Below are 25,721 nucleotides of genomic sequence, written 5' to 3' on the forward strand. Positions count from 1 at the left end.
GTGTCACCTCATGCCAGGTCGGAAGATCCCCTTCCACCATCCCACGGGGCGGGTGCGACGGCCCGGCCGAAGGAGGCCATGGTCAGTCCCGGGGCGGGGGAGAAGTCCGGGCCGCGCCGGAAGCCGAGACGCTCGTAGAGCGTGACCGCGGGGGCGTTGGCGGCTCCCGTCGTGACCGCGACGGGCCGCCCGGGGAACACCTCCGTCAGCGCGTGGCGCAACAGGAGGGAAGCGACGCCCTGCCGAAACCGCCCGGGATCCACGCACAGCCGATCGATGCAGACCCCGTCCCCCTCCTCCCCCCAGGCAAGAAAACCGGCCGGATCACCGTCGTGGGTGACGGCGCCGAGCCAATTCAGGTCCCGGGCTCTCATATCGGCGAGGCTCTCGCCCAGCGCGGGGATGCCGTCGAAGCCGATCAGCTCCGCCTCCACCGCGTACGCGGCCCGCCCGATCCGGTGCACGGCCGCCGCGGTGGCATCGTCGGCCAGGTCCAGCGCGCGTATCTCCATAACGGGGCACGCTACCGGCGTCCACCGCCGGGCAGCGGGTGGGGTGGGCGCACACCGGGGCGTCCCCACCCCACGGCCCACCGGCCCGAGCGGTGGCTCGGGGGTGGGGCCGGGGGTCCCGTCGGGCGGGCCGCCGGTAACCGTTTAGCGGCGCAGCCACTCCGCTCGGTACGATTCAGGCGCGCGGCGTTCGCCCGCGCACCCCCTGAGTCAGGAGAGACCGGTGTCAGACGTCCGTGTGATCATCCAACGCGATTCCGAGCGGGACGAGCGCGTGGTGGCCACGGGCACTACGGCGGCGGAGCTCTTCGCCGGCGAGCGCACCATCGTCGCCGCGCGCATCGCGGGCGAGCTCAAGGACCTCGCGTACGAGGTGAAGGACGGCGAGACCGTCGAGCCGGTGGAGATCTCCTCCGAGGACGGCCTGAACATCCTGCGCCACTCGACCGCGCACGTCATGGCGCAGGCCGTGCAGGAGCTGTTCCCCGAGGCGAAGCTCGGCATCGGCCCGCCGGTCCAGAACGGCTTCTACTACGACTTCGACGTGGCCCGGCCCTTCACCCCGGAGGACCTGAAGGCCATCGAGAAGAAGATGCAGGAGATCCAGAAGCGCGGCCAGCGCTTCTCCCGCCGCGTCGTCACCGACGAGGCGGCCCGTGCGGAGCTCGCCGACGAGCCGTACAAGCTGGAGCTCATCGGCATCAAGGGCTCCGCGTCGACCGACGACGGCGCGAACGTCGAGGTGGGCGGCGGCGAGCTGACCATCTACGACAACCTGGACGCGAAGACCGGCGACCTGTGCTGGAAGGACCTCTGCCGCGGTCCCCACCTGCCCACCACCCGGAACATCCCGGCGTTCAAGCTCATGCGCAACGCGGCCGCCTACTGGCGCGGCAGCGAGAAGAACCCGATGCTCCAGCGCATCTACGGCACCGCGTGGCCGTCGAAGGAGGAGCTGAAGGCCCACCTCGACTTCCTCGCCGAGGCCGAGAAGCGCGACCACCGCAAGCTCGGCAACGAGCTCGACCTCTTCTCCATCCCGGACGAGATCGGCTCCGGCCTCGCCGTCTTCCACCCGCGCGGCGGCATCATCCGCCGGGTGATGGAGGACTACTCGCGCAAGCGGCACGAGGAGGAGGGCTACGAGTTCGTCTACTCCCCGCACGCCACCAAGGGCGCCCTCTTCGAGAAGAGCGGCCACCTGGACTGGTACGCGGAGGGCATGTACCCCCCCATGCAGCTCGACGGCGGTACCGACTACTACCTCAAGCCGATGAACTGCCCGATGCACAACCTGATCTTCGACGCGCGCGGCCGCTCCTACCGTGAACTGCCGCTGCGCCTGTTCGAGTTCGGCACCGTGTACCGGTACGAGAAGTCGGGTGTCGTCCACGGCCTGACCCGCGCCCGCGGCTTCACCCAGGACGACGCGCACATCTACTGCACCCGCGAGCAGATGGCGGAGGAGCTCGACACGACCCTCACCTTCGTGCTCAACCTGCTGCGCGACTACGGTCTGACCGACTTCTACCTGGAGCTGTCCACCAAGGACCCGGAGAAGTTCGTCGGGTCGGACGAGGCCTGGGAGGAGGCGACCGCGGTCCTCGCGCAGGTCGCCGAGAAGCAGGGTCTCCCGCTGGTCCCGGACCCGGGTGGCGCCGCCTTCTACGGTCCGAAGATCTCGGTGCAGTGCAAGGACGCCATCGGCCGCACCTGGCAGATGTCGACCGTGCAGCTCGACTTCAACCTGCCGGAGCGCTTCAACCTGGAGTACACCGCTCCCGATGGTTCCCGCCAGCGTCCGGTCATGATCCACCGTGCGCTGTTCGGCTCGATCGAGCGGTTCTTCGCCGTGCTGCTGGAGCACTACGCGGGTGCCATGCCGCCGTGGCTGGCCCCGGTCCAGGCGGTCGGCATCCCGATCGGCGACGGGCACGTCGAGTACCTCCAGGAGTTCGCCGCGGCGGCGAAGAAGCAGGGCCTGCGGGTGGAGGTGGACGCCTCCTCCGACCGCATGCAGAAGAAGATCCGCAACCACCAGAAGCTGAAGGTGCCGTTCATGATCATCGTCGGTGACGAGGACATGGCCGCGGGCACCGTCTCCTTCCGCTACCGCGACGGTTCGCAGGAGAACGGCATCGCCAAGGACGAGGCGCTGGCCAAGCTGGCCAAGGTCGTCGCGGACCGCGTCCAGGTCTGATCCGTCCAGGTCTGCGGGTAGGGGGCCCCCGGGAAGTGATCACTTCCCGGGGGCCCTCCTCGTACGCGAAGCCAAGGTCATATGCTTGCCGCCATGACGACTCAGCCGGAGCAGCAGATCGGTGTGGGCACGCAGGACGCGTTCCAGCGTCTGTGGACGCCCCACCGGATGGCGTACATCCAGGGGGAGAACAAGCCGACCGGCCCGGAGGCCGGGGACGGCTGTCCCTTCTGCGGGATTCCGGAGATGTCGGACCAGGACGGCCTGGTCGTGGCCCGGGGCCGGCACGTGTACGCCGTGCTGAACCTCTACCCGTACAACGGCGGCCACCTGATGGTCGTCCCGTACCGGCACGTCGCCGACTACACGGAGCTGGACGGTCCGGAGACGGCCGAGCTCGCCGACCTCACCAAGCGGGCGATGGTCGCGCTGCGCAAGGCCTCGGGGGCGCACGGGTTCAACATCGGCATGAACCAGGGCGCGGCCGCCGGCGCCGGCATCGCCGCGCACCTGCACCAGCACATCGTGCCCCGCTGGGGCGGCGACACGAACTTCATGCCGGTCGTGGGCCACACCAAGGTCCTGCCGCAACTCCTCGCGGACACCCGCCAGATGCTCGCCGACGCCTGGCCCGTCGACTAAGGCGTGTCGCCGGCCGCCTCCGGGCGGGTCCGGCGCCAGGCCTCCACCTCGGCCTCGACGTCGAACTCGGTCAGCCCCAGGGGCGGGCCCGGCGGGGGCATTCGCAGGGCCGCGCCGATCTTCTCGTTGATCTCGGTGAGGAGGGCCCGTACCCGACCTTCGGAGCGGGCTGCCCGGACCTTCTCCACGGTGTCCTCGGCCTCCTTGCGCAGCGCGAGCGCCGGTGGCAGGACGGCGAAGCCCTCGCGGTGCATCTTGCCCCGGATCCACCACAGCTCGTCGTAGGGCGCGTCCAGTGAGGCCAGCGGCTTTCCCCAGCCGGGCAGGTTCTCGAACTCGCCCCGCTCGGCGGCCTCCCGGATCTGCCGGTCCACCCAGGACTCGACGCTGACACCTGGTGGTTTGCGTTCGGTCATGGTCCCTCCTCGGGCCGTTCCTCCAGCCTACCCACGGCCCCCTCAGGCGTCGTAGACGTCGGCCTTGCGCGGGGAGGGCTCCTGGACGAGCCCGCTCATGATGGAGGAGCGGTTGGTGAAGCGGTCGGTGTCGACGCCGTTCTCCTCCAGCACCCTGAAGGTCGCCGCGTGGATCGCCCGCAGCACCGGGGCCACCGTGCGCAGGGCGTCGTCCGCCATGAACCGGTGCCGCCACATGGAGCCGGCCCAGACGTGGCGCAGGCCGAAGGGCTCGGGCAGGACCAGCTTGCCGCCGAAGTACTCCAGCAGCGGCGGGTACCAGGTCAGCGGGGCCCGCACGGCGAGGCGTACCACCTCCTGCGCGTCCACCAGCGGCAGCGGGCGCTCCACGGTCTCCCAGAAGCGGATGCTCTTGGGCACTTCCACGGTCGGGGCCTTGGACTTGCTGGTGAACAGGCCGTGCACGGGGCCCAGGGCGTGCGCGGTGACGTCCACGCGCAGCGTCTTGTAGAGGACGGTGACGGTGACCAGCATGTTGATGACCAGCTGGCCGTCCCAGAGCGGGTACTGGATGCCCAGGTAGTGCCGGTTGCCGGCGCTGAACTGCTGCTCGTTGCAGATCCGGGTGATCTCGTGCGGCTTGATGAGGAAGGCGTCGACGTTCTCGCCGGTGGGGCGGGCGACTTCGCCCGCGCCCTCGCCGATCGGGGTGACGATCCAGTGCTGGATCGCGGCGGGCGGGAAGCCGCCGGTGTGCAGGGGGCCCCGCTCCAGCTTGCGGAGCTGGGCGTCGATCCCGCGTATGACGTCCCAGCTGCGGAAGGGGTGGATCTCCATCCCCTCGCTCTTCGGGGCCAGCTCCTCGGCCATCTGCCAGCTGCCCCAGCGGGTGCCCATGCCGAGGATGCCCTTGGGGCCGGCGTAGAAGACCTGGTTGCTGCGGTTCTCCGCGGTCAGCTTGGCGAGCTGGTGGCGCAGTTCCTCGCGCGCCTTCTCGTCGGGGTTGCCGGGCACGGCCTCCGGGATCTTGGCGCCGATCCCGCCGCCCGACAGCAGCCCGTCCCAGCGGGCGCGCAGGTCCCTCGCGGTGGCCTCGCAGGTGCGCCGGGCGAGCAGCCAGCCCAGGGCCGGGGCGATGATCATGCCGCGGGCGTAGAGGCCGAGGAAGCCCGTCAGCGGCAGCCGGAACATCAGCACGGCCACCACGATGCCGACGCCGACCAGGAGCGCGGTACCGATCCAGGAGCTGCCCCGGCTCTCCCGGGAGGACAGGGACTTGCGGAGCTGGAACAGGCCCAGCCACAGGAGCAGCCCGGGCAGGAACAGCACGCCGCAGACCAGCATGATCAGCCGGAGCCTGCGGTCACGCTCCTTGCGGATGTGCGAGGCGGCGAGGCAGTGCTCCACCACCGTCTGCGGATCGCCGCCGAAGGACTGGATCAGCGGCTTGCGGCCCGGGCCGAGGGCACGGGCCTCCACGGCCCGGCAGAAGGCCTCGCCGAGGCTGGGCTCGAAGAGGGAGATCTTCGGGGGCTTGACCGTGGCCGGGTGGTTCTCGCTGTTGGCGCCGAGTATGTCCGCGAGTTTGGTGTCCTTGCCGCCGTCGCGGTACGCGGCCGAGGCGAGCGCGTTGGTCGCCGCCGTCTGCCCGCCGCCGCCCTGCAGCGGGACCTGTGCTCCGGGCCTGAAGTCGAATCCGTCGTCCGCCACCGCTGCCCCCATCGCTGTGCGTTCCTGCTGTTTTGGTGCGCCGACGAGCCTATCGGCGGATCTCGCCCCATGGTCATGGGACAGGGAAATGCCGCCCACCGCAAGCGGGTTGGGTGGGCAGCCCAGCGGTGCGGCACCGGTCGATCCGGTGCCGCACCGGTCAACTTCCCTTCTCGGCCTGTCCGCGCACCTTTTCCGCGATCTGCGGCGGCATCGGTTCGTGGCGTGCGTACGCCCGGGCGAAGCGGCCGGTGCCGTGCGAGACGGAGCGCAGCTCGACGGCGTAGCGGCCGATCTCGATCTCGGGGATCTCGGCGCGGACCCGGGTGCGCCCGGGACCGGCCTGGTCGGTGCCGACGACGCGCCCGCGGCGCCCCGCCAGGTCGCTCATGACCGGGCCGACGTACTCGTCGGGGATGAGGACGGCGAGCTCGGCGACCGGTTCGAGCAGCTCGATCCGGGCCTCGGCGGCCGCCTCGCGCAGGGCGAGGGCCCCGGCGGTCTGGAAGGCGGCGTCGGAGGAGTCCACCGAGTGCGCCTTGCCGTCGAGGAGGGTGACGCGCACGTCGACGAGCGGGTAGCCGGCGGCGACCCCGCGCGCGGCCTGCGTGCGTACGCCCTTCTCCACGGACGGGATGAACTGGCGGGGCACGGAGCCGCCGACCACCTTGTCGACGAACTCGATGCCGCTGCCGGGCGGGAGCGGCTCCACCTCGATCTCGCAGATCGCGAACTGGCCGTGCCCACCGGACTGTTTGACGTGCCGGCCGCGCCCGGCCGCCTTGGCGCCGAAGGTCTCGCGCAGGCTCACCTTGTGCGGGACGGGGTCGACCTGGACGCCGTAGCGGGTGCGCAGCCGCTCCAGGGCGACGTCCTGGTGGGCTTCGCCCAGGCACCACAGGACGACCTGGTGGGTGTGCGGGTTCTGCTCCAGCCGCATGGTCGGGTCCTCGGCGACGAGCCGGGCCAGGCCCTGGGAGAGCTTGTCCTCGTCGGCCTTGCTGTGCGCCTCGATGGCGAGGGGGAGCAGGGGGTCCGGCATGGTCCAGGGCTCCATGAGGAGCGGGTCGTCCTTGGCGGAGAGGGTGTCGCCGGTCTCCGCGCGGGTCAGTTTGGCCACGCAGGCGAGGTCGCCGGCGATGCACCGGGTGAGGACGCGCTGCTGTTTGCCGAAGGGGGAGGACAGGGAGCCGATCCGCTCGTCGACGTCGTGGTCCTCGTGTCCGCGGTCGGCGAGGCCGTGCCCGCTGACGTGGACGGTCTCCTCGGCCTTCAGGGTGCCGGAGAAGACGCGGACGAGCGAGACGCGCCCGACGTAGGGGTCGGAGGAGGTCTTGACGACCTCGGCGACGAGGGAGCCGTCGGGATCGCAGCCGACGGCGGGCCGGGCGGAGCCGTCGGGGCGGGTGACGGGGACGGCGGCGCGCTCCAGCGGGGTGGGGAAGCCTCCGGTGATCAGTTCGAGGAGCTCCACGGTGCCCAGGCCCTGGCGGGCGCCGTCGGCGGCGGGGGCGGCCATCAGGACGGGGTGGAAGGTGCCGCGCGCCACGGCCCGCTCCAGGTCGTCGACGAGGGTCTTGAGGTCGATCTCCTCGCCGCCGAGGTAGCGGTCCATGAGGCTCTCGTCCTCGCTCTCCGCGATGATCCCCTCGATCAGGCGGGCGCGGGCGTCGGTGATGAGGGAGAGCTCTGCGGGGTCCGGGTCGCGCTCCACGCGCTCGCCCGAGGCGTACTCGTAGACGCGTTGGGAGAGCAGGCCGAGCAGGCCGGTGACGGGGGCGTGCCCGTCGGGGCCGGCCGGGCCGTGCAGGGGCAGGTAGAGGGGGATGACCGCGTCGGGGTCGTCGGCGCCGAAGATCTCGCCGCAGACGGTGGTCATCTGCGTGTAGTCGGACCGGGCGGCCTCCAGGTGGGTCACGACGATGGCGCGCGGCATGCCGACGGCCTCGCACTCGTCCCAGACCATGCGGGTGGCGCCGTCGATCCCGTCCGAGGCCGAGACGACGAAAAGGGCCGCGTCCGCGGCGCGCAGACCGGCCCTGAGTTCCCCGACGAAATCGGCGTATCCGGGGGTGTCCAAAATATTGATCTTGATTCCGCCCCATTCGACGGGGACGAGGGACAGCTGGACGGAACGCTGCCGGCGGTGCTCGATCTCGTCGTAGTCGGAGACGGTGGCGCCGTCCTCGACCCGACCGGCCCGGTTGACCGCTCCCGAGGTCAGGGCGAGGGCTTCGACCAGCGTGGTCTTTCCGGATCCGCTGTGGCCGACCAGCACGACATTCCTGATGGAAGAGGGGCGGTCGGCCGTCAGTGCCCTGCCGGCGGCTCCGGCTTGGTGTGATGTGGCTCCCATGATGCTCATGCCTCCCGGTCGTGACGGTGAGGAGGGTGGGGTGTGGGTGGATCGGTGTCCGGATCGGTGTTCCCGGCCCTTCCCCCGAGGAGGAATGCGGGATTCTTCGAGCTTTGCACTGGTGTCACATCCCGTCCATACGTCGTACCGGGGACGTACCCGGGGCCCACCGGAGGCGGTCGGCGGCGTGAAGTACGTCTTACGTGGCACGAACCGGTGGGTGCGCGGCGTCCGGGCGGTGGCGTGCTGGCTACGATGGGCCAGCCGGTGGCCGTGGTGGCCGTGCGGCCCAGCGACCCTCCGGGAAGGCCATGCTGAACAAGTACGCGCGTGCATTCTTCACGCGTGTTCTCACGCCATTCGCCGCATTTCTGCTCCGGCGGGGGGTGAGCCCGGACGCGGTCACCCTCATCGGCACGGCCGGAGTGGTGGCCGGAGCGCTGTGGTTCTTCCCCCGCGGCGAGTTCTTCTGGGGCACCATCACGATCACCCTCTTCGTCTTCTCCGACCTGGTGGACGGGAACATGGCCCGCCAGGCCGGTATCTCCAGCCGGTGGGGTGCCTTCCTCGACTCCACCCTCGACCGGGTCGCCGACGCGGCGATCTTCGGCGGCCTCGCCCTCTGGTACGCGGGCACCGGGAACGACAACGCGCTCTGCGCGGTGGCGATCTTCTGCCTGGCCAGTGGCCAGGTCGTCTCCTACACCAAGGCGCGCGGCGAGTCGATCGGGCTGCCGGTGGCCGTCAACGGCCTCATCGAGCGGGCCGAGCGCCTGGTGATCTCGCTGGTCGCGGCCGGCCTGTCCGGACTGCAGACCTTCGGGGCGCCGTCCTGGCTCGGGGTACTGCTGCCGATCGCGCTGTGGATCGTGGCGGCGGGCTCGCTCGTCACCCTGATCCAGCGGGTGGTCACCGTACGCCGCGAGTCGGCCGAGGCCGACGCCGCCGCGGCGGCCGCCGAGGGTGGCGCGGCCTGATGGGCGCCTTGCAGGACAAGCTGGTCGACGGGCTCTACGGGCTCGGCTGGGCCGGGGTCAAGAAGCTGCCCGAGCCCGCCGCCGTGGCCCTCGGCCGGCGCATCGCCGACTTCGCGTGGAAGCGGCGCGGCAAGAGCGTGCTGCGGCTGGAGTCGAATCTGGCCCGGGTGGTGCCCGACGCCGGTCCGGAGCGGCTGCGCGAGCTGTCACAGGCGGGCATGCGCTCCTACATGCGGTACTGGATGGAGTCCTTCCGGCTGCCGACGATGGACCCGAAGCGCTTCAGCACCGAGGTCGAGTTCCAGGACGAGCACCTGCTGCGCGAGGCCCTCGCCACCGGGCGCGGGGTCATCGTGGCCCTGCCGCACCTGGCCAACTGGGACCTCGCCGGGGCCTGGGCCATCGGCCACATCGGGGTGCCCTTCACCACGGTCGCCGAGCGGCTGAAGCCCGAGAGCCTCTACGACCGGTTCGTGGCCTACCGCGAGAGCCTGGGCATGGAGGTCCTGCCGCACAGCGGCGGCGCCGCCTTCGGCACCCTCGCCCGCCGGCTGCGCTCCGGCGGCCTGGTCTGCCTGGTCGCGGACCGGGACCTGTCGGCCTCCGGGGTCGAGGTGGACTTCTTCGGCTCCACTGCGCGCATGCCGGCCGGGCCGGCGCTGCTGGCCCAGCAGACCGGTGCCGTGCTGCTCCCGGCCACCCTGCACTACGGCGACACGCCGACGATGTACGGCCGGATACACCCCGAGGTCGAGGTGCCGGGGACCGGGACCCGGACCGAGAAGACCACCGCCATGACGCAGGCGGTGGCGGACGCCTTCGCCTGGGGCATCGCCCAGCACCCGCAGGACTGGCACATGCTGCAGCGGCTGTGGCTGGACGATCTGGAGGAGCGCGCCCTGTGAAGATCGGCATCGTGTGCCCGTACTCGTGGGACGTGCCGGGTGGCGTCCAGTTCCACATCCGGGACCTGGCGGAGCACCTGATCCGCCTCGGCCACGAGGTGTCGGTGCTCGCTCCGGCGGACGACGACACCCCGCTGCCGCCTTACGTGGTCTCGGCGGGGCGGGCGGTGCCGGTTCCGTACAACGGCTCGGTGGCCCGGCTGAACTTCGGCTTCCTGTCGGCGGCCCGGGTGCGGCGCTGGCTCCACGAGGGCACCTTCGACGTGATCCACATCCACGAGCCGGCCTCGCCCTCGCTGGGACTGCTGTCCTGCTGGGCGGCGCAGGGCCCGATCGTGGCGACCTTCCACACCTCGAACCCGCGGTCCCGGGCGATGATCGCCGCGTACCCGATCCTGCAGCCGGCCCTGGAGAAGATCAACGCGCGGATCGCGGTGAGCGAGTACGCGCGGCGCACCCTCGTCGAGCACCTCGGCGGCGACGCGGTCGTCATCCCCAACGGCGTCGACGTGGACTTCTTCGCCAAGGCCGAGCCCAACCCCGACTGGTCCGGGCAGACGCTCGGCTTCATCGGCCGGATCGACGAGCCGCGCAAGGGCCTGCCGGTGCTGATGGCGGCCTTCCCGAAGATCGTGGAGGCCTGCCCGGACGTACGGCTGCTCGTCGCGGGCCGCGGTGACGAGGAGGAAGCCGTGGCCTCGCTGCCCGCGGAGCTCCGCGCACGGGTCGAATTCCTCGGCATGGTCTCGGACGAGGACAAGGCGCGGCTGCTGCGCAGCGTGGACGTGTACGTCGCCCCGAACACCGGTGGCGAGAGCTTCGGCATCATCCTGGTCGAGGCCCTCTCGGCGGGCGCGGCGGTCCTCGCCTCGGACCTGGACGCCTTCGCGCAGGTCCTGGACCAGGGCGGCGCCGGCGACCTCTTCGCCAACGAGAACGCCGACGCGCTGGCGACGGCGGCCGTCGCCCTGCTGCGCGACCCGCAGCGCCGGGCCGAGCTCAGCGACCGGGGCTCGGCGCACGTCCGCCGCTTCGACTGGTCCACGGTCGGGGCGGACATCCTGGCCGTCTACGAAACGGTGACGGACGGCGCGGCGGCGGTGGCCACGGACGAACGGGTCCCCCTGCGCACCCGCCTCGGCTTCTCCAAGGACACCTCGCCCTCCTGACGGCCGGGGCCGGGACGGGGCGGGGCGCTGCGCCGTCCTGCGCGCACGCCCGGCGGGCGCTCGATCGGGGCCGGGCCCGATGGGGGCGGGGGACGCGCTGAGCGGTAGGGTCGCGCAGCGTGATCGAAACCCTTGTCTGGATCGCCCTGGCTCTCGGAGTCATCGGGGTCTACCTCAGCTGGACCGCCGGCCGGCTCGACCGGCTGCACTCGCGGATGGACGCCGCGCGGGCCGCCCTCGACGCGCAGCTCGTACGGCGGGCCTCCGTCGTGCTGGAGGTGGCCACGTCCGGGGTGCTCGACCCCGCCTCGTCCCTGGTGCTGTACGAGGCCGCGCACGCCGCCCGGCAGGCCGAGGAGGACCACCGCGAGGTCGCCGAGAGCGAGCTCAGCCAGGCACTGCGCGCGGTCTTCGCCGATGCCGACCAGGTCGACGTGCTCAAGGCGGCCCCCGGCGGGGCGGAGGCCACGGAGGAGCTGGCCGCGGCCGTCCGCCGGGTACCGATGGCGCGGCGCTTCCTCAACGACTCGGTCCGGGCCGCCCGCGCGCTGCGCAGGCACCGCAAGGTCCGCTGGTTCAGACTGGCAGGACACGCACCCTTCCCGCTCGCCTTCGAAATGGACGACGAGCCGCCGGTGGATCTTGCAGAACGGCCGATCTAGGGGGTCTCCCGGGCCTCCAAGGGCCGTGAGGGACAAATCAAGGAGCCACAGGCTCCATATTGGCCCTTGTAGTGGACTGATCCCCTGGGGTTTCCTCAGCCGAGTAGTACGAGCAGTACCCCGTCTTCCTTTCGAGTGAGGTCAATCCGTGAGCACGCTTCCCACCTCCCCCCAGTCCGCCGAGTCGGCGATCGGCACCTCGCGCGTCAAGCGCGGCATGGCCGAGCAGCTGAAGGGCGGCGTGATCATGGACGTGGTCAACGCCGAGCAGGCGAAGATCGCCGAGGACGCCGGCGCCGTGGCCGTCATGGCCCTGGAGCGGGTCCCGGCCGACATCCGCAAGGACGGCGGCGTCGCGCGCATGTCGGACCCCAACATGATCGAAGAGATCATCGAGGCCGTCTCGATCCCGGTCATGGCCAAGTCCCGCATCGGCCACTTCGTCGAGGCCCAGGTCCTGCAGTCCCTCGGTGTCGACTACATCGACGAGTCCGAGGTCCTGACCCCGGCCGACGAGGTCAACCACTCCGACAAGTGGGCGTTCACCACCCCCTTCGTCTGTGGCGCCACCAACCTGGGCGAGGCCCTGCGCCGCATCGCCGAGGGCGCGGCCATGATCCGCTCGAAGGGCGAGGCCGGCACCGGCAACGTGGTCGAGGCCGTCCGCCACCTGCGCCAGATCAAGAACGAGATCGCCCGCCTGCGCGGCTACGACAACAACGAGCTGTTCGCCGCCGCCAAGGAGCTGCGCGCCCCGTACGAGCTCGTCAAGGAAGTTGCCGAGCTCGGCAAGCTCCCGGTCGTGCTGTTCTCCGCCGGTGGCGTCGCCACCCCGGCCGACGCCGCGCTGATGCGCCAGCTCGGCGCCGAGGGCGTCTTCGTCGGCTCCGGCATCTTCAAGTCGGGCGACCCGGCCAAGCGCGCCGCCGCCATCGTGAAGGCCACGACCTTCTACGACGACCCGAAGATCATCGCGGACGCCTCCCGCAACCTGGGCGAGGCCATGGTCGGCATCAACTGCGACACCCTCCCCGAGTCCGAGCGCTACGCCAACCGCGGCTGGTAATCGGTCATGACCAACACCCCCGTGATCGGTGTCCTGGCCCTCCAGGGCGACGTACGGGAGCACCTGATCGCTCTGGCCGCGGCGGACGCCGTGGCCAGGCCGATCCGGCGTCCCGAGGAGCTCGCCGAGGTCGACGCCCTGGTGATCCCCGGCGGCGAGTCCACCACCATGTCGAAGCTCGCCGTGCTGTTCGGCATGCTGGAGCCGCTGCGCGAGCGCGTGGCCGCCGGCATGCCCGTGTACGGCACCTGCGCAGGCATGATCATGCTGGCGGACAAGCTCCTGGACGGCCGTGAGGACCAGGAGACCCTGGGCGGCATCGACATGATCGTCCGCCGCAACGCGTTCGGCCGCCAGAACGAGTCCTTCGAAGCGAAGATCGATTTCGCGGGCATAGCGGACGGCCCGGTCGAGGGCGTCTTCATCCGCGCGCCCTGGGTCGAGTCCGTCGGCGCCGCTGCCGAGGTGCTCGCCACGTACGACGGCCACACGGTCGCCGTGCGCCAGGGCAACGTCCTGGCGACCTCGTTCCACCCCGAACTGACCGGGGACGACCGCGTCCACGCGTACTTCGTCGACATGGTGCGCGCGGGGCTGTGACGAGCTCCCGGTAGGATCGGGCACGAACACTGTTGGTTACGCGAAGGAGACAGGCGGATGTCCGGCCACTCTAAATGGGCTACGACGAAGCACAAGAAGGCCGTGATCGATGCCAAGCGCGGCAAGCTCTTCGCGAAGCTGATCAAGAACATCGAGGTCGCGGCCCGGATGGGCGGCGCCGACATCGAAGGCAACCCGACGCTCTTCGACGCCATCCAGAAGGCCAAGAAGAGCTCGGTCCCGAACAAGAACATCGACTCCGCGGTCAAGCGCGGCGGTGGTCTTGAGGCCGGCGGCGCCGACTACGAGACGATCATGTACGAGGGCTACGGTCCGAACGGTGTCGCGGTGCTCATCGAGTGCCTCACCGACAACCGCAACCGTGCCGCGTCCGACGTGCGCGTCGCCATGACCCGCAACGGCGGTTCGATGGCCGACCCGGGCTCGGTCTCGTACCTGTTCAACCGCAAGGGCGTCGTCCTGCTGCCCAAGGGCGAGCTCTCCGAGGACGACGTCCTGGAGACGGTGCTGGAGGCGGGTGCCGAAGAGGTCAACGACCTCGGCGACAGCTTCGAGATCATCAGCGAGGCCACCGACATGGTCGCGGTCCGTACCGCGCTCCAGAAGGCCGGCATCGACTACGACTCGGCCGACTCCAACTTCCTGCCGACCATGCAGGTCGAGCTGGACGAAGAGGGCGCGCGCAAGATCTTCAAGCTGATCGACGCGCTGGAGGACAGCGACGACGTGCAGAACGTCTTCGCCAACTTCGACGTCTCGGACGAGGTCATGGCCAAGGTCGACGCCTGAGCCGAGCACGATTTCCACGGGCCGACAGGGACACACCCTGTCGGCCCGTCGTGCTGTCAGAGGCAGTGGCTAGTCTGGCGGCCTGAACCGTCGATCAATCGATCAATCGATCGAGCAGCGAGAAGAAGGGGGCGGGGTGCGCGTACTCGGTGTGGACCCGGGGCTGACGCGATGCGGCGTCGGCGTCGTCGAGGGCGTCGCCGGACGACCCCTGACCATGCTCGGCGTCGGCGTCGTACGGACTCCCGCGGACGCCGAGTTGGGCCTGCGGCTTGTCGCCATCGAGCAGGGCATCGAGGAGTGGCTCGATACGCACCGCCCCGAAGTCGTCGCCGTGGAGCGGGTGTTCAGCCAGCACAACGTCAGCACCGTGATGGGCACCGCCCAGGCGAGCGCCGTCGCGATGCTGTGCGCCGCCCGCCGCGGGATACCGGTCGCCCTGCACACCCCCAGCGAGGTCAAGGCCGCCGTCACCGGCAGCGGCCGGGCCGACAAGGCCCAGGTCGGGGCGATGGTCACCCGGCTGCTCAGGCTGGACGCGCCGCCCAAACCGGCGGACGCCGCCGACGCCCTCGCCCTGGCCATCTGTCACATCTGGCGGGCCCCCGCCCAGAACCGCCTCCAGCAGGCGGTCGCCCTGCACGCCTCGAAAGGCCGTACCCGATGATCGCCTTCGTGAGCGGCCCCGTTGCCGCACTCGCCCCCACCCTTGCCGTGATCGAGGTCGGGGGAGTGGGCATGGCCGTGCACTGCACGCCGAACACCATCGCCGGGCTGCGGATCGGGGAAGCGGCCCGGCTGTCGACCTCCCTCGTCGTACGGGAGGACTCGCTGACCCTGTACGGCTTCGCCGACGACGACGAACGCCAGGTCTTCGAGGTCCTGCAGACCGCCAGCGGGGTCGGCCCCCGCCTCGCGCAGGCCATGCTCGGCGTGCACAGCCCGGACGCGCTGCGGCTGGCCGTCTCCACCGGGGACGAGAAGGCACTGGTGGCGGTACCGGGCATCGGCAAGAAGGGCGCGCAGAAACTGCTCCTCGAACTAAAGGGCAAGCTGGGCGCCCCGCTGGGCAGCAGCGGCCTCGTGGGCGCGCAGCGCGCCGCCGCCTCCGGCCCCGCGCCCTGGACCGAGCAGCTCTCCGCCGCGCTGATCGGCCTCGGCTACGCCTCGCGCGACGCGGAGGACGCGGTGGCGGCGGTGACGCCGCAGGCCGAGGCCGCCATCGCCGCCGGCGGTTCGGCCCCGGTTCCGCAGCTCCTGCGGGCCGCCCTCCAGTCCCTGAACCGGGCCCGCTAGCGGCGGGAAAGCCCCGCAGGCGACCGACCACCGTACGAACCGAGAAGGCAGACTGACACCGTGAACTGGGACGACGAGAGCGACCGCATTGTCGCGCCGGCGGCAGACGGCGAGGACACCGCCGTCGAGGCGGCCCTGCGGCCCAAGGACCTCGGCGAGTTCGTCGGCCAGGAGAAGGTCCGCCAGCAGCTCGACCTCGTCCTCAAGGCGGCCCGGCAGCGCGGCGCCACCGCCGATCACGTCCTGCTCTCCGGCGCGCCCGGCCTCGGCAAGACCACCCTCTCCATGATCATCGCGGCCGAGATGGGCGCGCCCATCCGCATCACCTCCGGCCCCGCCATCCAGCACGCCGGCGACCTCGCCGCGATCCTCTCCTCCCTCCAGGAGGGCGAGGTCCTCTTCCTCGACGAGATCCACCGCATGTCCCGGCCCGCCGAGGAGATGCTGTACATGGCCATGGAGGACTTCCGCGTCGACGTGATCGTCGGCAAGGGGCCCGGAGCCACCGCGATCCCCCTGGAGCTGCCGCCCTTCACACTGGTCGGCGCCACCACCCGGGCCGGACTGCTGCCCCCGCCGCTGCGGGACCGCTTCGGCTTCACCGGGCACATGGAGTTCTACGCCCCCGAGGAGCTGGAACGCGTCATCCACCGCTCCGCCCGCCTCCTCGACGTGGAGATCGACACCGCCGGCGCCGCCGAGATCGCCGGCCGCTCCCGCGGCACCCCGCGCATCGCCAACCGCCTGCTGCGCCGCGTCCGCGACTACGCCCAGGTCCGGGCCGACGGTGTGATCAACCGCGAGGTGGCCGGTACGGCCCTCCAGGTCTACGAGGTGGACGGGCGCGGCCTCGACCGACTGGATCGGGCCGTTCTGGAGGCCCTCCTCAAGCTCTTCGGCGGCGGCCCGGTGGGCCTGTCGACCCTCGCCGTGGCGGTCGGCGAGGAGCGGGAGACCGTGGAGGAGGTCGCGGAGCCCTTCCTGGTCCGCGAGGGGCTGCTCGCGCGCACCCCCCGGGGACGGGTCGCGACGCCTGCCGCATGGGCTCACCTGGGACTCGTACCGCCGCAGCAGGGCGGGAGTGGATCAAGCGGACAACAGGGCTTGTTCGGGGCCTGACGGCGCGGAGGTTCGACCCCTCAGGAACTGCGGTGCCATGCTGGGCGTTGTTCCATCGGTGCGGACTCGCCTAGACTCCGCCGATGCCGACCCTTCGGGTCGGTGTGCCCACCCCCGTAGAAAAGGCCGCCGTCCGCGTGCGGTCGTGCGAAGGATCTCCGTCCCGTGAATCTCGTGACACTCCTCCCGTTCATCGTGCTCATCGGGGCGATGTTCCTGATGACCCGCTCCGCGAAGAAGAAGCAGCAGGCAGCCGCGCAGATGCGCGACCAGATGACGCCCGGCACCGGGGTCCGCACCATCGGCGGCATGTACGCCACGGTGAAGGAGATCGGTGACGACACCGTCACCCTCGAGGTGGCTCCCGGCGTCCACGCGATCTTCGCGAAGAACTCCATCGGCGCCGTCCTCGAGGACGCGGAGTACAACCGCATCGTCCACGGGGTCACCGAGGACGCCGCGACCGACGCTCCCGTCGTACCGGACGACGCCTCCTCGCTGACCGATGCTCCGAAGACGGACCTCACCAAGGGTGAGGACGAGGCTCCGGGGCTGGACCTGGGCAAGAAGGACGAGGACGCGCCCAAGGGCGACGACGAGCCCAAGGACGGCAAGTCCGACGGCGAGGCCGGCGCGAAGTAACGCGCGGCCGGGGACCGTGGAGGGCGCCTGACCGGCGACCGGCACGGTCCCCGTCTGTGACACTTCTGCGGGGGGCAGGGGTCCCCACCACACATTTCGTGGCCGTCCGCGCGCTGACCCGGCGCGGGACGGTTGGACAGGGAGAAACGACAAGGTGGCAGCACCGAAGAAGGGCCGGCGGCCCACGGGGGCTCAGGGGAGGCCGGGGCGTGCCCTGGCGATCATCCTGATCGCGATGGTGGCGCTCACCGCGGGGATGTTCCTCACGAAGCAGACGACTCCCAGGCTGGGCATCGACCTCGCAGGCGGCACGAGCATCACGCTCAAGGCCAAGAGCGAGCCCGGGAAGCCGGACGCGATCAACGAGACGAACATGAACACGGCGGTCGGCATCATCGAGCGCCGTGTCAACGGCCTCGGCGTGTCGGAGGCCGAGGTCCAGACGCAGGGCCGCGACCACATCATCGTGAACATCCCCAAGGGGACGAACGAGCAGCAGGCGCGCGAGCAGGTCGGTACCACCGCCCAGCTGTACTTCCGCCCGGTTCTCGCCTTCGCGGACGGCTCCCCGGCCGCTCCCGAGGGCACGCCGAGCCCGAACCCCTCCGCGAGCGGCTCAGGGGCTCCCAAGCCCGGTGACGGCAAGACCAGCCCCTCGGCCAGCCCGTCGTCCAGCGCCACTTCCCAGGGCCGCGCGCTCAGTGAGGCCCTCAAGGCCCCGGCCGCCCCCACTCCCTCGCCCTCGGCGAGCGAGTCGAAGAAGGCAGACGACACCAAGGCCCCGTCGCCCTCCGCGTCCGCACCCACGCCGCCGACCGGCGACGAGGCCGCCGCCGCAGCCCTCCAGGCCAAGTTCGCGGCGCTGGACTGCAACGTCGAGGCGCAGCGCGCCGCCGCCGGCGCGGGCGCCAAGCCCGAGGACCCGATGGTCGCCTGCGGCCAGCGCGGTACCGCCTGGGGCAAGTGGATCCTCGGCCCGGCCCAGGTCAACGGCCAGGACGTGAAGGACGCCAAGGGTCAGATCGACCCCCAGCGCGGCCAGTGGATCGTCACCATGCAGTTCACCGACAAGGGCGCCGACAAGTTCGCCAAGATCACCGGTGAGCTGGCCACCAAGCAGATGCCGCAGAACCAGTTCGCGATCGTGCTCGACGGCCAGGTCATCTCCGACCCGTCCGTCAGCCAGGCGCTGACCGGCGGCAACGCCGAGATCTCCGGCGGCTTCACCCAGCAGTCCGCGCAGGACCTGGGCAACATGCTCTCGTACGGCGCCCTGCCGCTCTCCTTCAGCGAGGACAGCGTCACCACCGTCACCGCCGCCCTCGGCGGCGAGCAGCTGAAGGCCGGCCTGATCGCCGGTGCGATCGGCCTGCTCCTCGTGGTCATCTACCTGCTGGTGTACTACCGGGGCCTGGCGTTCATCGCCATCATCAGCCTCCTGGTCTCCGCGATCCTGACCTACACGATCATGGCGCTGCTCGGAAAGGGCATCGGCTTCGCGCTGAACCTGCCCGCCGTCTGCGGTGCGATCGTGGCGATCGGTATCACGGCGGACTCGTTCATCGTGTACTTCGAGCGCATCCGGGACGAGATCCGCGAGGGCCGCACCCTGCGTCCGGCCGTCGAGCGCGCCTGGCCGCGCGCCCGTCGCACGATCCTGGTCTCCGACTTCGTGTCGTTCCTGGCCGCGGCGGTGCTGTTCATCGTCACCGTTGGCAAGGTCCAGGGCTTCGCCTTCACACTGGGTCTGACCACCCTGCTCGACGTGGTCGTGGTGTTCCTCTTCACCAAGCCCGTCATGACGCTGCTGGCGCGTACGAAGTTCTTCTCCAGCGGTCACCCGTGGTCCGGGCTGGACCCGAAGCGGCTGGGCGCGAAGCCTCCGCTGCGCCGGTCCCGCCGTACCGGTGCCGCCCCCGCCCCCGTCGACGCAAAGGAGGCGTGAGAGATGTCGAAGCTGGGAGATCTCGGCGCCAAGCTGTACCGCGGTGAGGTCGGCTACGACTTCGTCGGCAAGCGCTTTCTCTGGTACGGCGTTTCCATCCTGATCACCATCACGGCGATCGTCGCCCTGGCCGTCCAGGGCCTCAACATGGGCATCGAGTTCAAGGGCGGAGCGGTCTTCACCACCCCGAAGACGGCCGTCTCGGAGCCCAGGGCCCGTGAGTTCGCGGAGAAGGCCTCCGGCCACGACGCGATCGTCCAGGAGCTCGGCACCGGCGGTCTGCGGATCCAGATCTCGGGTGTGGACACCGACGCCGCCTCCGACGTCAAGAAGCAGCTCGCCACCGACCTCAAGGTCACCGAGGCCGACATCAACGCCGACCTGGTCGGCCCCAGCTGGGGCTCCCAGATCGCGAACAAGGCGTGGACCGGCCTCGGCGTCTTCATGGTCCTCGTGGTGATCTACCTGGCCATCGCCTTCGAGTGGCGCATGGCCGTCGCGGCGCTGATCGCCCTGATCCACGACCTCACGATCACCGTCGGCGTCTACGCGCTCGTCGGCTTCGAGGTCACCCCGGGTACGGTCATCGGTCTGCTGACGATCCTCGGTTACTCCCTCTACGACACCGTCGTCGTCTTCGACGGTCTCAAGGAGGGCTCGAAGGACATCACGAAGCAGACCCGCTTCACGTACAGCGAGATCGCCAACCGCAGCATCAACGGCACCCTGGTCCGCTCGATCAACACCACGGTCGTGGCGCTGCTCCCGGTCGGTGCCCTGCTGTTCATCGGTGGCGGTTTCCTGGGCGCGGGCATGCTCAACGACATCTCGCTGTCGCTGTTCGTCGGCCTCGCGGCCGGTGCGTACTCCTCGATCTTCATCGCGACCCCGCTGGTCGTCGACCTCAAGGAGCGCGAGCCGGCGATGAAGGCGCTCAAGAAGCGGGTGCTCGCCAAGCGGGCGGCCGCGGCCGCCAAGGGCGAGTCCCCGGACGAGGGCTACGCCACCGAGGACGAGCCGCAGGTCGTGGCGCAGGGCCGGCCGGGGCGGCGGCGTTGACCGGGCCGCTGTCCGAGGGCGTCCGGACCCTGCTGCTCAGCCGGATCAAGGACGTACCGGACTACCCGAAGCCGGGCGTGATGTTCAAGGACATCACCCCGCTGCTGGCGGACCCGAAGGCCTTCGCGGCCCTGACGGACACGCTGGTGGAGCTGGCCCGGCAGTACGGCGCGACGAAGATCGTCGGCCTGGAGGCGCGCGGGTTCATCCTGGCGGCTCCGGTCGCCGTACAGGCCGGGATCGGCTTCGTGCCGGTGCGCAAGGCCGGAAAGCTGCCGGGCGCGACGCTCGCGCAGTCGTACGAGCTGGAGTACGGCACGGCGGAGATCGAGGTCCACGCCGAGGACCTGGCGGCGGGTGACCGGGTCATGGTCATCGACGACGTGCTGGCCACCGGCGGTACCGCGGAGGCCTCGCTCTCGCTGATCAGGCGGACCGGGGCCGAGGTCGCCGGCGTGGCGGTCCTGATGGAGCTGTCGTTCCTCCCGGGCCGGGCCAAGCTGGCGCCCGCGCTGGACGGGGCTCCGCTGGATGCGCTGATCGTGGTCTGACCCTGCTGTGCCGAAGCGGCGGGTATCCGGGTTCGTCCGGGTGCCCGCCGCTTTCGTGTGCGGCCGCGCTGCACGGCGCAAGGGGCTCGCGGAACGAGGGGGCCGAACCCTCGCTACCATGGGTTGTCCGGACCGGGACACGGGCACCGGATCCTCCCCCGGACTCCGTCCGGGGGGCCCCCGTGAGGAGCGCTCTTGCCAGACGAGGTCCAGCCCATCTCCGCCGCGCAGCCCGACCCGAAGGCCGAGCCGGCCACGGCGGTTCCCGCCACGCCCCCGCCGGCTCCGCCGGTGCCGCCGGTCAAGCCCGCGCCGGCGAAGTCCGCCGGGTCCTCCAACCGGGTGCGCGCCCGCCTCGCCCGGCTGGGCGTGCAGCGCTCGAACCCGTACAACCCGGTACTGGAGCCCCTGCTCCGCATAGTCCGCAGCAACGACCCGAAGATCGAGACGTCGACGCTGCGCCAGCTGGAACAGGCCTACCAGGTGGCCGAGCGCTGGCACCGCGGCCAGAAGCGCAAGAGCGGCGACCCGTACATCACCCACCCGCTCGCGGTGACGACCATCCTCGCCGAGCTCGGTATGGATCCGGCCACCCTGATGGCCGGGCTGCTCCACGACACGGTCGAGGACACCGAGTACGGGCTGGAGGACCTGCGCCGCGACTTCGGCGACGCCGTGGCCCTGCTCGTCGACGGCGTCACCAAGCTCGACCGGGTGAAGTTCGGCGAGGCGGCCCAGGCCGAGACCGTCCGCAAGATGGTCGTGGCGATGGCCAAGGACCCGCGCGTCCTGGTGATCAAGCTCGCCGACCGGCTGCACAACATGCGCACCATGCGCTACCTCAAGCGGGAGAAGCAGGAGAAGAAGGCCCGCGAGACCCTTGAGATCTATGCCCCGCTGGCTCACCGGCTGGGCATGAACACGATCAAGTGGGAGCTCGAGGACCTCTCCTTCGCGATCCTCTACCCGAAGATGTACGACGAGATCGTGCGCCTGGTCGCCGAGCGCGCCCCCAAGCGCGACGAGTACCTCGCCGTCGTCACCGACGAGGTGCAGGTCGACCTCAGGGCCGCCCGCATCAAGGCGACCGTGACGGGCCGCCCGAAGCACTACTACAGCGTCTACCAGAAGATGATCGTCCGCGGCCGTGACTTCGCGGAGATCTACGACCTGGTGGGCATCCGTGTCCTCGTCGACACCGTCCGGGACTGCTACGCGGCCCTGGGCACCGTGCACGCGCGGTGGAACCCGGTCCCCGGCCGGTTCAAGGACTACATCGCGATGCCCAAGTTCAACATGTACCAGTCGCTCCACACGACGGTCATCGGACCCAGCGGCAAGCCGGTCGAGCTCCAGATCCGCACCTTCGACATGCACCGCCGCGCCGAGTACGGCATCGCCGCGCACTGGAAGTACAAGCAGCAGACCGTCGCGGGCACCTCCAAGGTGCGCACCGACGTCCCGCAGGCCGCCAAGGGCAGCGCCGGCCAGGACACGGTCAACGACATGGCCTGGCTGCGGCAGCTGCTGGACTGGCAGAAGGAGACCGAGGACCCGGGCGAGTTCCTCGACTCGCTGCGCTTCGACCTCTCCCGCAACGAGGTGTTCGTCTTCACGCCCAAGGGCGACGTCATCGCGCTGCCCGCCGGCGCCACCCCCGTGGACTTCGCGTACGCGGTCCACACCGAGGTCGGCCACCGGACGATAGGGGCCCGGGTCAACGGCCGGCTCGTCCCGTTGGAGTCCACGCTCGACAACGGCGACCTGGTCGAGGTCTTCACCTCCAAGGCCGAGGGCGCCGGCCCGTCCCGCGACTGGCTCGGCTTCGTCAAGTCCCCGCGGGCCCGCAACAAGATCCGCGCCTGGTTCTCCAAGGAGCGCCGCGACGAGGCCATCGAGCACGGCAAGGACGCCATCGCGCGGGCCATGCGCAAGCAGAACCTGCCGATCCAGCGGATCCTGACCGGCGACTCGCTCGTCACCCTCGCGCACGAGATGCGCTACCCCGACATCTCCTCCCTGTACGCGGCGATCGGCGAGGGCCACGTGGCCGCGCAGGGCGTCGTGCAGAAGCTGGTGGCGGCCCTCGGCGGTGAGGAGGCGGCCAACGAGGACATCGAGGAGTCGATCCCGCCCGCGCGCGGCCGCAAGCGGCGCAGCAACGCCGACCCGGGTGTCGTCGTCAAGGGCGTCGACGACGTGTGGGTCAAGCTGGCCCGCTGCTGCACGCCGGTGCCGGGCGACCCGATCATCGGTTTCGTCACGCGCGGCAGTGGCGTATCGGTTCACCGCGCGGACTGCGTCAACGTCGACTCCCTCTCCCAGCAGCCCGAGCGGATGCTGGAGGTCGAGTGGGCCCCCACCCAGTCCTCGGTCTTCCTGGTCGCCATCCAGGTCGAGGCGCTGGACCGGTCCCGGCTGCTGTCGGACGTCACGCGGGTCCTCTCGGACCAGCACGTCAACATCCTGTCGGCGGCCGTCCAGACCTCCCGCGACCGGGTGGCCACCTCCCGGTTCACCTTCGAGATGGGCGACCCCAAGCACCTGGGGCACGTCCTGAAGGCCGTCCGGGGCGTCGAGGGCGTCTACGACGTCTACCGCGTGACCTCGGCGCGGCGCCCGTAGGCCCGTAGGCCCGTCGGCCCGCGGGCCCACCCCCGCGGCGAACGAAAAGGCGGCCCCGGTACTCGCGTACCGGGGCCGCCTCCTTCGTACGGGGCGGGCTGTCAGCCGCCGAACTCCTCCAGGCCCTTCAGCGCCTGGTCCAGCAGGGCCTGGCGGCCCTCCAGCTCGCGCGACAGCTTGTCGGCCTTGGCGTTGTTGCCGGCCGCGCGCGCCGCGTCGATCTGCTCACGCAGCTTGTCGACCGCCGCCTGGAGCTGACCCGTCAGACCGGCCGCACGGGCCCGCGCCTCCGGGTTCGTACGACGCCACTCGCCCTCCTCGGCCTCCTGGATCGCCCGCTCGACCGAGTGCATGCGGCCCTCGACCTTCGGCCGGGCGTCCCGCGGCACGTGGCCGATGGCCTCCCAGCGCTCGTTGAGGGAGCGGAACGCGGCACGGGCCGCCTTCAGGTCGGTGATCGGGACGAGCTTCTCGGCCTCGTCGGCCAGCTCCTCCTTGAGCTTCAGGTTCTCGATCTGCTCGGCGTCACGCTCGGCGAAGACCTCGCTGCGGGCCGCGAAGAACACGTCCTGCGCACCGCGGAAACGGTTCCACAGGTCGTCCTCGGACTCGCGCTGCGCCCGGCCCGCCGCCTTCCAGTCCGCCATCAGCTCGCGGTAGCGGGCGGCCGTCGGACCCCAGTCGGTCGACTTCGACAGCGACTCGGCCTCCGCGACCAGCCTCTCCTTCACCTTGCGGGCGTCCTCGCGCTGCGCGTCCAGCGAGGCGAAGTGCGCCTTGCGGCGCTTGGAGAAGGCCGAACGGGCGTGCGAGAACCGGTGCCACAGCTCGTCGTCCGACTTGCGGTCCAGACGCGGCAGCCCCTTCCAGATGTCCACCAGGGCGCGCAGCCGCTCGCCGGCGCTGCGCCACTGGTCGCTCTGCGCCAGCTGCTCGGCCTCGACGACCAGCGCGTCCTTGGCCGCACGGGCCTCGTCCGTCTGCTTGGCCTTCGCGGCCTTGCGCTCCTCGCGCCGGGACTCCACGGTCGTGACCAGCTTGTCCAGCCGCACCCGCAGGGCGTCCAGGTCACCCACGGCGTGGTGCTCGTCGACCTGCGTGCGCAGGTGGTCGATCGCCGTCTGGGCGTCCTTGGCGGACAGATCAGTGGTCCGCACCCGCTTTTCGAGGAGGCCGATCTCGACCACCAGGCCCTCGTACTTGCGCTCGAAATAGGCCAGGGCCTCCTCAGGGGTGCCGGCCTGCCACGATCCGACGACCTGCTCGCCATCGGAAGTACGCACGTACACGGTGCCCGTCTCGTCGACTCGGCCCCACGGGTCGCTGCTCACAGCGCCTCCTCCACCTGATGCCTTGCGAGGGGTTCACCCCCTGGGCATCGTCCACAGTTTCCTGGGGCGGGCAGCGCCCGCCCTGCACAACGCCAACATAGGCGACCGCCGGGCCGGCTGTCCGCATCCCGCACGACGGAATATCGGCGTACGGGCGGCGGGCCGGCCGGGCCCGGGGTCGCCGCATCACGTCAGTTCTGCGTGACCGCGCCCTTCTCGATCTTGACCTCGGTCTTCGGCGCGCCGTCCTGGCCGCCGTCGACCGTACCCGCCTTCGCGATCTCCTCCAGGACCTTCAGGCCGGCCGCGTCGATCTTGCCGAACGGGGTGTACGTCGGCGTCAGCGGGCTGTCCTTGTAGACCAGGAAGAACTGGCTGCCGCCCGAGCCGGGCTGGCCCGTGTTGGCCATGGCCACCGTGCCGGCCGGGTACACGACCTGGCCCTGCTCGTTGGCCTTGCCCAGGGAGTCCAGGTTCTCGTCCGGGATGTTGTAGCCCGGGCCGCCCCGGCCGGTGCCCTCGGGGTCGCCGCACTGGAGCACGAAGATCCCGCCGGCCGTCAGCCGGTGGCACTTGGTGTTGTCGAAGTAGCCCTTGTCGGCGAGCGACTTGAAGGAGTTCACGGTCTGCGGGGTCTTCGCCGCGTCCATCGTGAAGTTGATGTCACCCGCGCTGGTCTTCAGCGCGAAGGTGTACTTCCCCTTCTGGTCGATCGCCATCTCCGGCGACGGGGACTGCTTGGGCGCCGGCTCGCTCGCCGAGGCCGACGGGCTCGCGGACGGGTCCGCGGCCTGGTCCTTCTTGTCCTTGTCGAAGACCCCGCCGACGATCAGGCCCACCAGCGTCGCGATCACCACGGCCACTGCCGCGCCGATCACGGCCGCGCGCTGGCGCGACTTCTTCCGGGCCTCGGCCCGGCGCTTCTGCTGGCGCTCGTACTTCTCCTTGGCGAGCTGTCGCCGTCGCTGATCGCTCGTGACCACCGGGTCGTCTCCTTGTACGTGTCTGCTACTGCTGTCCGGGCTGGGATAGGCCGTACCGTATATGGGTTCGCTGTGTAATGAGCGGCGCCGGTAGGCTCTGAGCAGCAGGATTCCTGTCTGCAGCCTCCCGCCGGACGACGATTGA

23 protein-coding genes are annotated in these 25,721 nt (G+C 70.7%); 17 read left to right on the forward strand and 6 right to left on the reverse strand.

Features of this window, described 5'->3' with window-relative positions:
- Window positions 1–8 precede the first annotated feature (8 nt).
- On the reverse strand, window positions 9–512 hold the full coding sequence (locus tag B6R96_RS28580; protein ID WP_081524025.1) for a GNAT family N-acetyltransferase: 504 nt from the start codon (window positions 510–512) through the stop codon (window positions 9–11).
- Window positions 513–735: 223 nt separating this feature from the next.
- Here B6R96_RS28580 and thrS point away from each other — a divergent pair, with 223 nt between their 5' ends.
- Complete coding sequence (thrS, locus tag B6R96_RS28585; protein ID WP_081524026.1) at window positions 736–2,712, forward strand: threonine--tRNA ligase; 1,977 nt, start codon at window positions 736–738, stop codon at window positions 2,710–2,712.
- An 81-nt stretch (window positions 2,713–2,793) separates the two neighbouring features.
- Entirely contained in the window at window positions 2,794–3,354 is a 561-nt protein-coding gene (locus B6R96_RS28590; protein ID WP_030387176.1) for an HIT family protein, read from the forward strand.
- Here B6R96_RS28590 and B6R96_RS28595 read toward each other — a convergent pair.
- The 3 genes from B6R96_RS28595 to B6R96_RS28605 all read right to left on the reverse strand — a co-directional run bounded on the left by B6R96_RS28595 (window position 3,351) and on the right by B6R96_RS28605 (window position 7,836).
- A complete protein-coding gene (locus tag B6R96_RS28595) occupies window positions 3,351–3,770 on the reverse strand; it encodes a J-domain-containing protein (RefSeq protein ID WP_081524027.1) in 420 nt (139 codons plus the stop codon). The two genes, B6R96_RS28590 and B6R96_RS28595, sit on opposite strands and share 4 nt — an antisense overlap.
- A gap of 42 nt (window positions 3,771–3,812) precedes the next feature.
- Window positions 3,813–5,480: a hypothetical protein gene (locus tag B6R96_RS28600; RefSeq protein ID WP_107089455.1), complete on the reverse strand. Its 1,668-nt coding sequence runs from the start codon at window positions 5,478–5,480 to the stop codon at window positions 3,813–3,815.
- A gap of 160 nt (window positions 5,481–5,640) precedes the next feature.
- A complete protein-coding gene (locus B6R96_RS28605) occupies window positions 5,641–7,836 on the reverse strand; it encodes an elongation factor G-like protein EF-G2 (RefSeq protein WP_081524028.1) in 2,196 nt (731 codons plus the stop codon).
- A 311-nt stretch (window positions 7,837–8,147) separates the two neighbouring features.
- Between B6R96_RS28605 and pgsA the strand changes: the two genes are divergently transcribed.
- The 15 genes from pgsA (at window position 8,148) to B6R96_RS28680 (ending at window position 23,262) form a co-directional block, all read left to right on the forward strand.
- Window positions 8,148–8,813 (forward strand): phosphatidylinositol phosphate synthase, encoded by a 666-nt coding sequence (gene pgsA, locus B6R96_RS28610; RefSeq protein WP_030387180.1) that lies wholly within the window; start codon window positions 8,148–8,150, stop codon window positions 8,811–8,813.
- Window positions 8,813–9,718 (forward strand): phosphatidylinositol mannoside acyltransferase, encoded by a 906-nt coding sequence (locus B6R96_RS28615; RefSeq protein ID WP_081524029.1) that lies wholly within the window; start codon window positions 8,813–8,815, stop codon window positions 9,716–9,718. Before pgsA ends, B6R96_RS28615 begins: the two co-directional genes overlap by 1 nt.
- On the forward strand, window positions 9,715–10,887 hold the full coding sequence (locus B6R96_RS28620) for a glycosyltransferase family 4 protein (RefSeq protein ID WP_030387182.1): 1,173 nt from the start codon (window positions 9,715–9,717) through the stop codon (window positions 10,885–10,887). Before B6R96_RS28615 ends, B6R96_RS28620 begins: the two co-directional genes overlap by 4 nt.
- A 119-nt stretch (window positions 10,888–11,006) precedes the next feature.
- Entirely contained in the window at window positions 11,007–11,549 is a 543-nt protein-coding gene (locus tag B6R96_RS28625) for a membrane protein (protein WP_030387183.1), read from the forward strand.
- 148 nt (window positions 11,550–11,697) lie between these two features.
- A complete protein-coding gene (gene pdxS, locus B6R96_RS28630; protein ID WP_030010552.1) occupies window positions 11,698–12,615 on the forward strand; it encodes a pyridoxal 5'-phosphate synthase lyase subunit PdxS in 918 nt (305 codons plus the stop codon).
- A gap of 6 nt (window positions 12,616–12,621) precedes the next feature.
- A complete protein-coding gene (pdxT, locus tag B6R96_RS28635) occupies window positions 12,622–13,215 on the forward strand; it encodes a pyridoxal 5'-phosphate synthase glutaminase subunit PdxT (protein ID WP_030387184.1) in 594 nt (197 codons plus the stop codon).
- A gap of 57 nt (window positions 13,216–13,272) precedes the next feature.
- Window positions 13,273–14,025, forward strand: coding sequence for a YebC/PmpR family DNA-binding transcriptional regulator (locus B6R96_RS28640; protein WP_030387185.1), 753 nt, complete (start codon window positions 13,273–13,275; stop codon window positions 14,023–14,025).
- Between the two features lie 136 nt (window positions 14,026–14,161).
- Window positions 14,162–14,692: a crossover junction endodeoxyribonuclease RuvC gene (ruvC, locus tag B6R96_RS28645; protein WP_030387186.1), complete on the forward strand. Its 531-nt coding sequence runs from the start codon at window positions 14,162–14,164 to the stop codon at window positions 14,690–14,692.
- A complete protein-coding gene (gene ruvA, locus B6R96_RS28650) occupies window positions 14,689–15,321 on the forward strand; it encodes a Holliday junction branch migration protein RuvA (protein ID WP_053702107.1) in 633 nt (210 codons plus the stop codon). The genes ruvC and ruvA overlap by 4 nt, the downstream gene beginning before the upstream one ends.
- 60 nt (window positions 15,322–15,381) lie before the next feature.
- A complete protein-coding gene (gene ruvB, locus B6R96_RS28655; protein WP_030387188.1) occupies window positions 15,382–16,440 on the forward strand; it encodes a Holliday junction branch migration DNA helicase RuvB in 1,059 nt (352 codons plus the stop codon).
- Window positions 16,441–16,605: 165 nt separating this feature from the next.
- Entirely contained in the window at window positions 16,606–17,082 is a 477-nt protein-coding gene (yajC, locus tag B6R96_RS28660) for a preprotein translocase subunit YajC (protein WP_030387189.1), read from the forward strand.
- Between the two features lie 154 nt (window positions 17,083–17,236).
- Entirely contained in the window at window positions 17,237–19,027 is a 1,791-nt protein-coding gene (gene secD, locus B6R96_RS28665; RefSeq protein ID WP_081524030.1) for a protein translocase subunit SecD, read from the forward strand.
- 3 nt (window positions 19,028–19,030) lie between these two features.
- Window positions 19,031–20,086: a protein translocase subunit SecF gene (secF, locus tag B6R96_RS28670; protein WP_030387191.1), complete on the forward strand. Its 1,056-nt coding sequence runs from the start codon at window positions 19,031–19,033 to the stop codon at window positions 20,084–20,086.
- Window positions 20,083–20,637 (forward strand): adenine phosphoribosyltransferase, encoded by a 555-nt coding sequence (locus tag B6R96_RS28675; RefSeq protein WP_081524031.1) that lies wholly within the window; start codon window positions 20,083–20,085, stop codon window positions 20,635–20,637. Before secF ends, B6R96_RS28675 begins: the two co-directional genes overlap by 4 nt.
- A gap of 195 nt (window positions 20,638–20,832) precedes the next feature.
- Window positions 20,833–23,262: a RelA/SpoT family protein gene (locus B6R96_RS28680; protein ID WP_030387193.1), complete on the forward strand. Its 2,430-nt coding sequence runs from the start codon at window positions 20,833–20,835 to the stop codon at window positions 23,260–23,262.
- A 101-nt stretch (window positions 23,263–23,363) separates the two neighbouring features.
- On the opposite strand, the gene B6R96_RS28685 is transcribed toward B6R96_RS28680, so the two are convergent.
- Both B6R96_RS28685 and B6R96_RS28690 read right to left on the reverse strand, forming a co-directional pair.
- Window positions 23,364–24,593, reverse strand: coding sequence for a DUF349 domain-containing protein (locus B6R96_RS28685; RefSeq protein ID WP_052874005.1), 1,230 nt, complete (start codon window positions 24,591–24,593; stop codon window positions 23,364–23,366).
- Between the two features lie 191 nt (window positions 24,594–24,784).
- Window positions 24,785–25,576: a peptidylprolyl isomerase gene (locus tag B6R96_RS28690; RefSeq protein ID WP_030387195.1), complete on the reverse strand. Its 792-nt coding sequence runs from the start codon at window positions 25,574–25,576 to the stop codon at window positions 24,785–24,787.
- Window positions 25,577–25,721: the final 145 nt, after the last annotated feature.

It is taken from the genome of Streptomyces sp. Sge12 (genome assembly GCF_002080455.1).
Taxonomy (GTDB): domain Bacteria; phylum Actinomycetota; class Actinomycetes; order Streptomycetales; family Streptomycetaceae; genus Streptomyces.